Raw genomic sequence first — 15,482 nt, forward strand, 5'->3', positions numbered from 1 at the left:
GCAAAGGTGATAAGCGAGGGAGTTTGCCATGCAATCGGGAAACAAATCACTGCTGCGCAGCCTGACTTCTATTCAGAAAGAACTGTGGATAGCGCACGAGCTGGCGGATATTCCTAATAACTGTATTATTTACGTCGATATTCGCGCCGAGCTGGCATTGGACTATTTCTGCACCGCACTGCGGCACGCGTTCGCCGAATCCGAGGCGCTCACGGTGAATTTCGTCCGCGGCGCGGACGGGCCGATGCAGGTCGCGCGGGACATCAGTGATTGGACGCCGTCCTACCTGGATCTCACCGAGAAGCGGGATCCGGTCGAGGCCGCACTCGACTATATGGCCCGCGAACGCGAGGTCGGTTTCGATCTCGAGCACGACGCGCTGCTGAGCGTCGCGGTGCTCGAGGTCGGCGAGAATCACTACATCATGTCGATGTGCTTCGACCACATCATCATGGACGGCGTCGGCGTGGCCACCTGGGCCCAGCGGGTGCTCGATGTGTACGGTGCGCTGGCGGCCGGAAAGCCCATCGCGGCAGCGGGTTTCGCGCGCCTCGACGACATCGTCGACAGCGATGTCGAATATCGCCGCACCCAGCAGGCGGCGGATCGGGACTACTGGAGCCGCCAGATCCCGGCCGGCCTCGACCCGCTGCGACTGCCCGGCAGCGCCGACGACGACGTGGCGCCGGGCCGAATCGGTGGCACCTACGGCTTTTCCGGCGCGGAGCTCGGCGAGCTCATGAGCGTCGCGCAATCGGTCGGCGTCAAGCTGCCCTACCTGTTGATGTCCGTCGCGGCGGCGGCGATCCAGCGTTATGCGTTGCGCGACGAATTCTGTTTGCAGATACCGGTTTCCAATCGCGTCGGCGTCGCGGGTAGGACGCCGTGCCAGCTCTCGGACACCGTGCCCATGCTGGTCGAGTCGAGCCGGGACCTCTCGCTGGGGGACCTGGCCGTACGGATCCACCGCACCATCTCGGGCGCCCGAGACCACCTGAGATATGGGTTGTCGGACATCCGGCGCGACCTGAAAATGCCGAACACGCAGGGGAATCCGTTCGGCCCGGTGATCAATGTCATGTCGTTCTTCGGTGCGCTGGAGATGGCGGGCGGGACGGCCGATCTCCAAGTCTATTCGGCTGGCAACAGTGGGGATCTGACGATCGTGTTCTACTACGAGCGGCAGTCGTCTCGCGGTGGTTACCTGCGGATCGAGGGGGATGCCCAGCTCTATACCGACGACGATGTGCAGGGTTATCTCGGATCGATCGCTCGTTATCTGCGGCAAGCGATTTCCGATCCGGGTGTGCCGATCGGGTCGGTCGATGTGCTCGGGGCCGATCGCGAGTTGGTGGTCGAGGCGTGGAACGACACGGCGGTGCCGGTCGATCCGGATGCGACCTTGGTGGGGTTGTTCGAGGACCGGGTGCGGCAGGCGCCGGACTCGGTGGCGGTGGTGTCCGGTCAGGTCGAGCTCTCTTACCGGGAGGTCGATGAGCGGGCGAACAGCGTTGCGCGAACGTTGATTTCGCGTGGAGTGCGCCCGGACAGCGTGGTGGCGGTGGCGTTGCCGAGATCGGTGGAGCTGATCGTCGCGATCCTGGCGGTGTCGAAGGCCGGTGGCGCGTACCTGCCGATCGACCCGACCTATCCGGCTGAGCGGTTGGCGTTCGTCCTCGACGATGCCGCGCCCATCGCCGTTCTCACCGACGGCGAGACTTCGAAGGCGCTGCCGCACACCAAGAGTCCTCATATCTTTGTCGAACAAGTCGACGTAGCACGGTCTGTGATGGACCGGCCGACGACGCCGCGGCCCGGCAATCTCGCGTACCTGATCTACACGTCCGGTTCCACCGGGACCCCGAAGGGTGTCACCGTCACCCACCGCAATGCGGCCTCGCTCTTCCTGAGCACCGCTCCCTGGTGTGAGTTCGGTGCCGATGATGTCTGGGCTTGGTGCCATTCCCAAGCGTTCGACTTCTCGGTCTGGGAGATCTGGGGCGCGCTGCTGCACGGCGGCCGGGTGGTGGTTGTGCCGTGGGACGTGGTGCGCACTCCCGCGGAGTTGTGGCACCTGGTGGTCGGCAAGGGGGTGACGGTCCTCAATCAGACTCCTTCTGCGTTCTATGCGTTGGCGGAGGCTCGATCAGCGTGCGGCACTACTGAATCCGCGTTGCGGATGGTGATATTCGGCGGGGAGGCGCTGCATCCTGCGCACCTGCAGCCGTGGTATTCGTCCGGGCAGGGTGACCTGCCTGCCCTGGTGAACATGTATGGGATCACCGAGACCACGGTGCATGTCACCAAGCTGGATCTGTCGGCGGCGCATGTCACCCGGGGTGGCAGCCCGATCGGGTCGCCGCTCGGGAATATGCGGGCGTTCGTGCTGGATTCGTGGTTGGCGCCGGTTCCGGTCGGGGTTACCGGTGAGTTGTATGTCGCCGGTGCGCAGTTGGCGCGTGGTTATCACGGGCGGGCGGGGCTGACCGCGGGCCGGTTCGTGGCCGATCCGTTCGATCCGACCGGTGGCCGGTTGTATCGGACCGGGGATGTGGTCCGGTGGACCTGGGGCGGGTCGCTCGAATTCGTCGGGCGGGCCGACGATCAGGTGAAGATCCGTGGGTTCCGGGTGGAACCCGGCGAGGTCGAAACGGTGCTGGCGCAACATCCTTCGGTGTCGCAGGCGGTGGTGGTGGCCAGCGACACCGAGGGTGGCAAGCAGCTGGTCGGGTACGTGGTCGCCGATCGGAGCGGCGCGGTCGCGGGCAACGGTCATGGGCTCGATGGGGCAGAGGTGCGCAGGTTCGCTGCCGAGCGGCTGCCGGAGTTCCTGGTACCGACCGTCGTGATGGTGATCGACTCGGTGCCGTTGACGCCGAACGGGAAGCTCGATCGCGCCGCGTTGCCCGCGCCGGAGTTCGCGTCGTCGATGGCCTACCGGGCGCCGAGTACCGACGGTGAGCGCGCACTCGCCGTGCTGTTCGCCGAGGTGCTCGGTCTCGGCCGGGTCGGTGTGGACGACAGCTTCTTCGAACTGGGTGGTCATTCGTTGTCCGCCACCCGGCTGATCAGTCGGATCAGGGTGGTGTTGGGCGTCGAGGTGCCGATTCGGACGGTCTTCGATGCGCCGACGGTGGCGCAGCTGGCGACCCGGCTCGACACCGGGGTGCAGATGCGGCCGACGCTGCGGGTCCGCCCGCGGCCGGACGTGGTGCCGCTGTCGTTCGCGCAGCGGCGGTTGTGGTTCATCCACCGGATGGAGGGGCCGTCGGCCACCTACAACATGCCGTTGGCGGCGCGGTTGACGGGCGCGTTCGATGCGGTGGTCTTCGCCGCCGCGCTCGGCGATGTCGTTGCCCGGCACGAGAGTCTGCGCACGATCTTTGTCGAGGTCGATGGTGTCCCGACTCAGCAGGTACTCGATGCCGGTGTCGAGGTACCGATCACGGTGACCGACGTGGACCCGTCCGGCGTCGATGCCGCGGTGGCCGACGCGGCAGCGCATCGGTTCGACCTGGCCACGCAGATTCCGCTGCGGGCCAGCATGTTTCGGTGCGGCGCCGATGAATGGTTGCTGGTGTTGCTGATTCACCACATTGCTGGTGATGGCTGGTCGGCGACGGTCACGTTGCAGGATCTGTCCGCGGCATATGTGGCGCGCAGGGACGGGCGTGCTCCTGGGTGGGAGCCGATGCCGGTTCAGTACGTGGATTACGCACTGTGGCAACAAGAATTGCTCGGCGCGTCGACCGATCCGGACAGTGTGCTGTCGCGGCAGTTCGAGTACTGGCGGACCGAGCTCGACGGTCTGCCGGAGCAATTGCTGTTGCCGACGGACCGGCCGCGGCCACGGGTGGCCAGCTATCGCGGTGATGCGGTGGTGTTCGGCATCGATCCGCAATTGCGGGCTGACGTGGAACGGTTGGCCGGTCGTGCGGGTGCGACGGTGTCGATGGTGTTGCAGTCGGCGTTGGCGGTGTTGTTGTTCAAACTCGGTGCGGGGGAGGATATTCCGATCGGGTCGCCGATCGCCGGCCGCACCGATGACGCGCTGTCCGAGCTGGTGGGCTTTTTCGTCAACACCTGGGTGCTGCGCGCCGCCGTCGAACCGGCCGCGTCGTTCACCGAGCTGCTGGGTCAGGTCCGGGCAAAAGCGTTGGCCGCCTACGAGAATCAGGATGCGCCGTTCGAGCTGCTGGTCGAGTTGCTCAACCCGGCCCGTTCGGCGGCGCACCATCCGCTGTTCCAGGTACTGCTGACGTTGCAGAACAATGCCGTGCCCACGCTGGAGCTGCCCAACGTCGCGATCGAGCCATACACCGCGCCCGTCACCACTTCGCGATTCGATCTGACCTTCAACATCGGTGACGCTGTGGCGCTGCGGGACAACGGGAACGCCCCGGCCGCGCTGGGCTGGGACGGATACATCGAATACGCTACCGAATTGTTCGATCGGTCCACGGTCGAGGCGATGGCGCGGCGACTGGTGCGGATACTGCAGCAGTTGGTGCTGGCACCGAAGGCCCCGGTCGGGTCGATCGACGTGCTCGACGGCGACGAACGTGACCTGGTGCTGCGCCGGTGGAATGACACCGACGTTCCGGTCGAGTGCGACGTCACCGTTGTCGGGTTGTTCCAGGCACAGGTAGCCGCGACCCCGGATGCGCTCGCGGTCGTCTACGCGGACACCGAGGTGTCGTACCAGGACCTCGATATTCAGGCTGATCGGCTCGCGCAGGTCTTGATCTCGCGTGGCGTGGGTCCGGATTGTGTTGTCGCGGTGGCGTTGCCGCGGTCGGTGGAGTTGATCGTGGCATTGCTGGCGGTGCTGAAAGCCGGTGGCGGGTATCTGCCGATCGATCCGGCGTATCCCTCGGATCGGCTGGCGTTCATCTTCGCCGACGCTGCTCCGGTCATCGTCCTCACCGATCGCGTTACGGCAAACACCTTGCCCCGCAACACGACACCACACCTCTATGTCGACGAGCTCGATTCGGTCAGTAGCACTCGGACCGTCACCGTACGGGCGGGCAATCTGGCGTATCTGATCTACACGTCCGGCTCGACCGGCGTTCCCAAAGGTGTTGCCGTCACGCACCGTAACGTCGCGAACCTGGCCGCTCAGTCGTGGTCGACCGGTCCCGGTGAGCGGGTCCTGGTCCATTCCTCGGTTGCCTTCGACGCCTCCACCTACGAGATCTGGCCCGCGCTGATCAGCGGCGGCGCCGTGGTGTTGGCCCGTGAGCAGCGATCCGACCCGGTCGAGATCACCCGGCTGGTCGCGGCTCGGTCGATTACCAAGATGTTCTCGACACCGGCCTTGCTGTCGGTGCTGCTCGACCAGGTCGAGGCGGTGCCCGGCAACCCCTTCCGGAGCTTGACCCAGGTGATCGTCGGAGGCGCCGAACTCACCTCGGGCTTGGTGCACCGACTGCGAACGAGCACCGCGGGCATCGGGGTATTCAACGGTTACGGCCCGACCGAAACCACGGTGTTCACTACGGTATTCACGGCCGACGGCGAATCCGACAGCGGTGCCTCGGTGCCGATCGGGTCCGCCTTGGCCAATGTGCGGGTGTTCGTGCTGGATTCGTGGCTGCTGCCGGTCCCGATCGGCGTTGCCGGTGAGTTGTACGTCGCCGGTGCGCAGTTGGCGCGTGGCTATCACGATCAGGCTGGGTTGACCGCCACCCGGTTCGTGGCCGATCCGTTCGATCCGACCGGCGGCCGGTTGTATCGCACCGGTGACGTGGTGCGCTGGAATGCCGCCGGGCAGTTGGAGTTCGTGGGCCGAGTCGATGATCAGGTCAAGATCCGCGGCTTCCGGGTGGAGCCCGGCGAGGTCGAAGCCGCACTGACGCAGCATCCTTCGGTAACCCAGGCGGTAGTGGTAGCGGTCGAGGCCGAGGGCGGCAAGCAGCTCGTCGGCTATGCGGTCGCTGATCGAACCATCCCGGTCGCGAGCAACGGCCATGCCAGTAGGACTGCGCTCGACGGTGCCCAAGTGCGTGCGTTCGTGGCGGATCGATTGCCGGAATTCATGGTGCCGTCGGTGGTGCTGGTGATCGACTCGGTGCCGCTGACCGCGAACGGGAAACTGGATCGCGCGGCGCTGCCGGAGCCGGAGCTGATGTCCTCGGTGCGGTATCGCGCGCCGGGCACCGAGCGCGAACGGGTGCTGGCCGAGTTGTTCGGTGAAGTGCTCGGGCGTGACCAGGTCGGTGTGGACGACAGCTTCTTCGAGTTGGGTGGTCACTCGCTGCTGGCTACTCGCCTGGCGAGTCGGATTCGGGTGGTGTTGGGCGTCGAGGTGCCGATCCGGACCGTTTTCGATGCGCCGACGGTGGCGCAGTTGGTGACCAGGCTCGATGCGGGTGTCGAGGTGCGTCCGACATTGGTGGCCGGGCCGCGTCCGGACGTTGTGCCATTGTCGTTCGCGCAGCGGAGGTTGTGGTTCATCCACCGGCTCGAAGGGCCGTCGGCCACCTACAACATGGCGCTGGCGGTGCGGTTGCACGGGGCGGATATCGCGGCGTTGCGTGCGGCGATCAGCGATGTCGTCGCCCGGCACGAAAGTCTGCGTACGGTCTTCGCCGCTACCGATGGCGTGCCGTCCCAGCGGGTAATCGACGCCGATCGCGTCGAGATCCCGTTCGCGGTGACCGACGTCGGGACCACTGACGTCGGTATCACCGAGCTGGATACTTCGGTGACCGCGGCGGTGCGCTACGGCTTCGATCTGTCGTCGGAAATCCCATTGCGCGCCAACGTGTTCCGTCATGATGCCGATGAGTGCGTGTTGGTGCTGTTGATCCATCACATCGCCGGCGACGGCTGGTCGTTGACGCCGCTGTTGCGTGACTTGTCGGTGGCGTATGCGGCGCGTCTCGAGGATCGGGCGCCCGGATGGGGACCGTTGCCGGTGCAATACGTGGACTACACGTTGTGGCAGCGGCAACTGCTCGGCTCCGCCACCGATCCCGGCAGCCTGCTGGCGCAGCAGTTCAACTATTGGCGGACAGAACTCGATGGACTGCCCGAGCAGTTGCGACTGCCGATGGATCGGCCGCGTCCGCGGGTGGCCAGCTATCGCGGGGATATGGTGCCATTCGGCATCGATCCCGAGATCCGCACTGCGGTGGAACGATTGGCCGGTCGTGCGGGTGCCACGGTGTCGATGGTGCTGCAGTCGGCGCTGGCCGTGCTGCTGTTCAAACTCGGTGCCGGAGAGGATATTCCGATCGGCGCCCCGATCGCCGGGCGCACCGATGAGGCCCTGACCGATCTGGTCGGGTTCTTTGTCAACACCTGGGTGCTGCGCGCCGCCGTCGAACCAGCCGCGTCGTTCGCCGAGCTGTTGAGCCAGGTCCGGGCGAAAGCGTTGGCCGGGTACGAGAATCAGGATGTTCCGTTCGAGCTGCTCGTCGAGTTGCTCAATCCGGCCCGCTCGGCGGCGCATCATCCGTTGTTCCAGGTGACGATGGCATTCCAGAACAACACGCTGCCCGCCCTCGACCTTTCGGGTGTGCGGATCGAGCCCTACCCCGCGTCCACCGCGACCGCGCGGTTCGACCTGTTCTTCAACATCGCCGATGCGCCCGCCGGTGCCGGGTGGGACGGGTTCGTCGAGTACGCGACCGAGTTGTTCGATCGGTCGACGGTCGAGACGATGGTGCAGCGGTTGGTTCGCTTGCTGCAGCAGCTGGTGTCGACTCCGGAAGTCGCGGTGGGGTCGATCGATGTGCTCGGCGCCGCCGAACGCGAACTGGTACTCAATCATTGGAACGACACCACCGTCGCGATACCCGACACCACGCTGGTCGGGCTGTTGAAGACCCAGGTCGCCAGAACGCCGGACGCGGTCGCGGTGGTCTGTGCGGATACCGAGCTGACCTATCGGGAGCTCGATGTCCGAGCCGACCGGCTGGCGGGTGTGCTTGCCTCACGTGGGGTGGGGCCGGATGGTGTTGTCGCGGTCGCGTTGCCGAGGTCGGCGGAACTGATCGTGGCGCTGACGGCGGTGTTGAAGGCGGGCGGGGCGTATCTGCCGATCGATCCGGCCTATCCCTCGGATCGGTTGGGGTTCGTCCTCGCCGACGCCGCGCCGGTGGTCGTCGTGACCGACTCCGCGACCGCGCCCTCGCTGCCGCACTCGACAACTCCTTGCCTCTGCATCGATACAGTCGACGCGGAGTACTGGTCAGGTCTGGACCGGGCTGTCGCAGCGCCGCAGAACTTGGCGTATGTGATCTACACGTCCGGTTCCACCGGAGTTCCGAAAGGCGTTGGTATCACCCACCGTAACGTGGTGAACCTCGTCGCTCAGGCCTGGACGACCGGCCCCGAGGATCGTGTGCTTGTGCATTCCTCCGTCGCATTCGATGCCTCCACTTACGAAATCTGGCCTGCACTGTGCGGTGGCGCGACATTGGTAGTTGCCGGTGCGCAGCGCTCGGATCTGGTGGAGATCACTCGCCTGGTGCAGACCCGGTCGGTGACGAAGATGTTCGCGACACCACCGTTGCTGTCGGCCCTGGTCGAGCACGCGGAATCGTTGCCCGACAACCCCTTCCAGAATCTGCGGCAGGTGAATACGGGTGCCGACACGCTCACCACCGAGCTGGTCGGCGCACTGAAGGCCAAGTGCGGCGTCGGCCGGGTCGAGAACCTGTACGGCCCGACCGAGGCGACCGTCGACGTGACCGCCTATCGAGTCCCCGTCGACGCGGTGGGCGCGGTGGTGCCGATCGGCACACCGGTGGCCAATACGCGGGTGTACGTGCTGGATTCGTGGTTGGTGCCGGTTCCGGTCGGCGTGGCCGGCGAGCTGTACGTCGCCAGCACCCAGTTGGCGCGTGGTTATCACGGTCGACCGGGGCTGACCGCGGCCCGGTTTGTCGCCGATCCTTTCGATCCATCCGGTGGTCGGTTGTACCGGACCGGGGACGTGGTGCGCTGGAACAGCCTGGGCGAGTTGGAGTTCGCGGGCCGGGCCGACGATCAGGTGAAGATCCGGGGCTTCCGAGTGGAGCCGGGTGAAGTTGAAGCGGTGCTTGCACAACACCCTTCGGTGACCCGAGCGGTGGTGGTGGCACGCGATACCGACATCGGCAAGCAACTGGTCGGATACGTGGTCGCCGACCAATCCGGGCCGGTCGTCGGCGAAGACGAATTGGTGGGGCAGTGGCGTCGGGTGTACGACGATCTGTACTCCGGCATCGACATCAGTAAAGACGATGGCACCCAACGCGTCTCAGGTGAGGTAGCCGAGTTCGGTTCGGATTTCGGTGGCTGGGACAGCAGCTACACCGGGGCGCCGATTCCGCTGGAGCAGATGCGGGAATGGCGGTCGGCCACGGTTGCACGGGTTCGCGGACTGAAACCGCGGCGCGTGCTCGAGATCGGTGTCGGCTCGGGCTTGTTGATGTCGCAGTTGGCACCGGACTGCGAAGAGTATTGGGCGACGGACTTCTCGGCCGCGACCATCTCCTCGTTGCAGCAACAGCTGGCGGAACTCGGCGCGGGATGGACCGAGCGTGTCGTGTTGCGGGCACAGGCAGGAGATGACTCGGACGGGCTGCCGGAGAGTCATTTCGACACGGTGGTGTTGAACTCTGTCATCCAGTACTTCCCGAGCCAGAACTACCTGCGTACAGTCCTGGAACAGGTAGTGCGACTGCTGGCCCCCGGTGGCGCGGTCTTCGTCGGCGACGTGCGCAATCTGGCGCTGCTGGAGGAGTTCACCACCGCCGTACAGATCAGTCGCAACGGTGGCGATGATCCGGTAGCGGTCGGTGACCGAGTCCGTCGAGACATCGCCGCCGAGCAAGAGCTTTTGCTGGCGCCGGAGTACTTCGTCGGACTGCGGAGCGACGCAACGGGATTCGATGCCGTCGACATCCAGCTCAAACGCGGCCTGTCCGTCAACGAGCTGACTCGCTACCGCTACGACGTGGTCCTGCACAAAGCTCCGACGAAACCACTGTCGGTCGCCGATACGCCGAAAGTCGGTTTCCGCGGCCACGATTGGCTGCGCACCCTGCTGCACACCCGACATACCGACGTCATTCGGGTCACCGGGATCCCGCATGCCGGACTGGTCGGGCAGGTCGAAGCGACGCACCGAATCCGGGCAGGTCTGCCCGGCACCACCACCGACGAACTCGGTGTCGATTTCGAGGGAATTCTCGAGACCAGCACCGACCGCGCGGGCTTGGTGCCTGAGGACCTGTACCTGCTGGGACAGCATTTCGGCTACACGACCGCGGTCACCTGGTCGGCGGAGCCGGACCGGATGGACGCCGTCTTCATCGATATTGGGACCGCACAGGGCCAACCACTGACCGATGTGTATGTCGCGACGGCACCCGTGGACGATCCCGGTGCCTACGCCAACAACCCGCACGCCGGCCTGCTGGCCGCCGAGGTGCGCCGGTGGGGGACCGAGCGGCTGCCCGAGTTCATGGTGCCCGCGACGGTGCTGGTGATCGACGCGGTGCCGCTGACCGCGAGCGGCAAGCTCGATCGTGCGGCGCTGCCGGATCCGGAGTTCGGCACCGCACTCGAGTACCGCGCCCCGCGCACCGAGCGGGAGCGGGTCCTGGCCGATCTGTTCGCCGAGATCCTCGGACTCGACCGGGTCGGTATCGACGACAGCTTCTTCGCGCTGGGTGGTCACTCGTTGCTGGCCACCCGTCTGGTCAGCCGGATCCGGGCGGTGTTGGGCGTCGAGGTGCCGATCCGGACGGTCTTCGACGCGCCGACGGTCGCGGAGTTGGTTCCCCGGCTCGATGCGGAAGTGCACGTGCGCCCCGCCTTGCTGGCTCGGCCGCGGCCGGACGTGGTGCCGTTGTCGTTCGCGCAGCGCCGGCTGTGGTTCATCCACCGGTTGGAAGGACCGTCGGCCACCTACAACATGGCGTTGGCGGTGCGGTTGCACGGCGTGGACGTGTCGGTGTTGCGCGCCGCGATCGGTGATGTGGTCGCGCGGCACGAGAGCCTGCGGACGGTCTTCGTCGATGCCGATGCCGATGGCGTGCCGTCGCAGCGGGTGCTCGACAGCGTCGAGGTGCCGGTGCACCTCACCGAGGTGGCTCCCGTCGAGGTGGATGCGGCGGTGACCGCCGCGGTGCGCTACGGATTCGATCTGTCCTCCGAGATTCCCATCCGCGCCAACGTTTTTCGCTGCGACGCCGACGAGTGCGTCGCCGTGATTCTGATCCATCACATCGCCGGTGACGGCTGGTCGATGACGCCATTGTTGCGGGACCTGTCGGAGGCGTATGCCGCGCGCCTCGACTATCGAGCGCCGGCGTGGGAGCCGTTGCCGGTGCAGTACGTGGACTACACGCTGTGGCAGTACGAGGTGCTCGGCTCGGCGAACGATCCGGACAGCCTGCTGTCGCGGCAGTTCAACTACTGGCGAGCCGAGCTCGACGAATTGCCGGAGCAATTGCAGCTGCCGACGGACCGGCCACGCCCACTGGTGGCCAGCTATCGCGGCGACATGGTGCTGTTCGGGATCGATCCCGAGATTCGTACCGCGGTGGAGCGTTTGGCCGCCAGTGCGGGCGCGACCGTATCGATGGTGCTGCAATCGGCGCTGGCGGTGTTGTTGTTCAAACTCGGTGCGGGGGAGGATATTCCGATCGGATCGCCGATCGCCGGCCGCACCGACGAAGCCTTGACCGATCTGGTCGGGTTCTTCGTCAACAGCTGGGTGCTGCGGGCGAAGGTGGCCTCGGCGGCGGCATTCAGCGAGATCCTGGCTCGTGTCAGGTCGAAAGCGTTGGCGGCCTACGAGAATCAGGATGTCCCGTTCGAGTTGCTGGTGGAGTTGCTCAATCCGGCTCGTTCGGCGGCGCGTCATCCGTTGTTCCAGGTGTCCTTGGCATTTCAGAACAACACACTGCCTGACCTCGAGCTGTCGGGAGTGCGGATTCAGCCGTATCTCGCAACGACCGCGACCGCACGGTTCGACCTGTTCTTCAACGTCGCCGACGCGCCCGCCGGTCAGCAGTGGAACGGGCTTGTCGAGTACGCGAGCGAGCTGTTCGACCGGTCGACGGTCGAGGCGATGGTGGCTCGGTTCGTGCGGATCCTCCGGCAGATCGTGTCGGACCCGGCCGCTCCGGTCGGGGCGATCGACGTGCTCGATACCGACGAACGTGAGCAGGTGTTGTACCTGTGGAACGACACCGCCGTTTCGGTCGCCGACAACACGATGGTGGGGTTGATTCGGGCGCAGGTCGCGCGGACACCGGACGCGGTCGCGGTCGTCTGCGGCGACACCGAAATCTCCTATCGCGAACTCGACACCCGCGCTGGTCAATTGGCGCGGGTGCTAATCTCGCGTGGGGTGGGCCCCGACACCATTGTCGCGGTCGCGCTGCCCAGGTCCGCGGATCTGATCGTAGCCTTGCTGGCGGTATTGCGGGCCGGTGGTGGGTATCTGCCGATCGATCCGGCCTATCCGTCGGATCGGCTGTCGTTCATTCTCGCCGACGCCGCTCCGGTCGTCGTCGTGACCGACTCGTTCACCGCAAAGCTGTTGCCCGACAGCACAGCTCCGAATCTGTACCTCGACAGCGCCGATGCGTGGGACCGGTCCGGTACGGATCGGGTTGTCGCGGTGGGGCCGCAGAACCTGGCCTATGTTATCTACACGTCCGGCTCGACCGGTGTGCCCAAAGGTGTTGGTATCACGCATCGTAACGTCGCGAGCCTAGTGACATCGGCATGGTCGACCGGCCCGGACGATCGGGTACTGGTGCATTCGTCGGTTGCGTTCGATGCCTCCACCTATGAGATATGGCCCGCTCTGGCCGGTGGTGCCACGCTGGTGGTGGCCGGTGAGCAGCGGTCGGACCTGGTGGAGATCACCGGGCTGATCGCGAGTCGGCGGGTGACGAAGATGTTCGCGACGCCACCCCTGCTGTCGGCGTTGGTCGATCACGTGGAATCCCTGCCCGGCAAGCCTTTACAGACCTTGCGTCGGGTCATCGTCGGCGGTGCGGAGCTGACCGCGAATGTCGTCGGCAAGCTGAACGCGAAGTATGCCGATGTGCAGGTCATGAACGGGTACGGGCCCACTGAGACCACGGCGTGTGTCACCGACTACGACGCGGTGGACGACCTTGACGGTGCTGTTCCCATTGGTTTGCCGGTAGCCAATACCCGAGTGTTCGTCTTGGACCCGTGGCTGATGCCGGTTCCGGTCGGGATCGCCGGTGAGTTGTATGTCGCCGGTTCGCAGCTGGCGCGGGGCTATCGCGGTCGGCCGAGCTTGACCGCGGCCCGGTTTGTGGCTGACCCGTTCGATCCGGCTGGCGGTCGGCTGTACCGCACCGGTGATGTGGTGCGGTGGACGTCGGCCGGAGTGTTGGAGTTCGCGGGGCGCATCGATGATCAGGTGAAGATCCGAGGCTTCCGGGTTGAGCCAGGAGAGGTCGAAACTGTTCTCGCGCAACATCCTTCGGTGTCCCACGCCATAGTTGTGGCACGAGACGCCGACACCGGCGGCAAGCAGCTGATCGGCTACGTAGTGGCCGACCGGTCGGGGCCGGTCGTTGCCGAGGACGAATTGGTGGGGCAGTGGCGTCGGGTGTACGACGACCTGTACGCCGGAACCGGCAACGGAAATGGGAACGGGAATCGACGTGTGGCCGGGTTCGGTTCGGACTTCGGCGGCTGGAACAGCAGTTACACGGCCGCGCCGATTCCGGTGGAGCAGATGCGGGAGTGGCGCTCGGCCACGGTGGATCGCATCCGGGAGTTGGGCCCGCGGCGGATACTCGAGATCGGTGTCGGATCCGGTCTGCTGCTGTCGCAGTTGGCGCCGGACTGCGCGGAGTACTGGGCGACGGATCTCTCGGCAGCGACCATCGCGACTCTTCGGCGGCAGCTGGGCGAGCTGAACGCCGGCTGGGTCGATCGGGTTGTGCTCAACGCTCAGGCGGCGGATGACACCACCGGATTGCCGGACGGCTACTTCGACACGGTGGTGTTGAACTCGGTAGCGCAGTACTTCCCTGGCGAACGGTATCTGCGTCAAGTGCTCGAGCAGGTGCAGCGGCTGCTGGCTCCCGGTGGTGCTGTCTTCGTCGGCGATGTGCGGAATTTCGCGCTGCTGCCGGAGTTCACCACCGCAGTACATCTGAGTCGCCACGGTGGGGATGACCCTGCGGTGGTTGACGATCGAGTCCGTCGAGATATGGCCGCCGAGAAAGAATTGCTCCTGGCGCCGGAGTACTTCCTGGCGCTGTGCGACCAGGAGATCGGGTTCGATGCCGTCGATATCCAGCTCAAGCGTGGATTCTCGGTCAATGAGTTGACCAGGTATCGCTACGACGTGGTGCTGCACACGAGCCCACCGAAACCAGTGTCGTTGGCGGATACGCCGAAAGTCGAGTTCCGCGACGACGATTGGTTGCGCACGCTGCTGCACGCCGAACACCCGGACGGCATTCGCGTCACCGGAATCCCGCACGCCGGGCTGACCGGGCAGATCGAGGCGACGCATCTGATCCGGACCGGTCACTCGGTCTCGACCGGCGGGCAAAACGATCCGCGTGCAGCGGATTTCGAAGGAGTCCTCACCGCCACCACGGATCGAGCGGGCGCGGGCTTGCTGCCCGAAGATCTGCACCTGCTCGGCCAGCAGCTCGGGTACACCGCTGCGGTCACCTGGTCTACGAAACCGGGGTACATGGACGCGGTGTTCCTCGACACTGCGACGGCGGAGGGGCGACTGCTGACCGACGTGTATGTGTCGTCGGCCGCGACAGCCGACCCGGCCGCGTATGCGAACAATCCGCAGGACACCCTGCTGCCCGCTAGCGTCCGCGGATTCGTGGCCGAGCGGCTGCCCGATTTCATGGTCCCGACGGTGGTGCTGGTGATTGCCGCGGTGCCGCTGACGGCGAACGGCAAGCTCGACCGCGCGGCGCTGCCGGATCCGGAGTTGGTGTCCGCGCGGGAATATCGCGCCCCGCGCACCGAACGAGAAAAGATCTTGACCGAGTTGTTCACCGAGATACTCGGCGTCGGCCGGGTCGGTGTGGACGACAGTTTCTTCGCGCTGGGTGGTCACTCGCTGTTGGCGACCCGCCTGGCCAGCCGGATTCGGGCGGTGATGGGTGTCGAAGTCCCGATCAAGGTGATGTTCGAGGCGGCCACGGTCGCCCAGCTCGCCGGCCGCTGGTCTCAGCTGGCGCCGTCGCGCCGCCCGGCTCTTCGCCGGATGAATCGAGAGGTGGGTCTGTGATGATCCCATTGTCGTTTGCGCAGCGGCGGTTGTGGTTCATCCACCGGCTGGAGGGACCCTCGGCCACCTACAACATGCCCGTGACGGTTCGGTTGACGGGCGCGTTCGATGCGGCGGCGTTCGCTGCCGCGGTCGGCGATGTGGTCGAGCGGCACGAGAGCCTGCGCACGGTGTTCGAGGAAGTCGACGGGGTGCCCGGTCAGCGGGTGATCGACGC

2 protein-coding genes (1 of these 2 cut by a window edge) are annotated in these 15,482 nt (G+C 65.7%); both read left to right on the plus strand.

Features of this window, described 5'->3' with window-relative positions; genetic code table 11:
- Positions 1-28 precede the first annotated feature (28 nt).
- Entirely contained in the window at positions 29-15,265 is a 15,237-nt protein-coding gene (locus ABZ942_RS29525; protein WP_357387594.1) for an amino acid adenylation domain-containing protein, read from the plus strand.
- Positions 15,265-15,482 carry the start of a non-ribosomal peptide synthase/polyketide synthase gene (locus ABZ942_RS29530; RefSeq protein WP_357387949.1) on the plus strand. Its footprint extends 20,449 nt past the window's final position, so 218 of the gene's 20,667 nt are visible here — the first part of the coding sequence; the start codon lies at positions 15,265-15,267; its stop codon lies beyond the right edge, outside the window. The genes ABZ942_RS29525 and ABZ942_RS29530 overlap by 1 nt, the downstream gene beginning before the upstream one ends.

Origin of the sequence: Nocardia sp. NPDC046473 (assembly GCF_040645995.1) — a bacterium.
GTDB lineage: Bacteria > Actinomycetota > Actinomycetes > Mycobacteriales > Mycobacteriaceae > Nocardia.

What these genes read in the sequence shown, in the direction of transcription:
- ABZ942_RS29525 (WP_357387594.1), top strand. Translation starts at nt 29, where the DNA reads ATGCAATCGGGAAACAAATCACTGCTGCGCAGCCTGACTTCTATTCAG.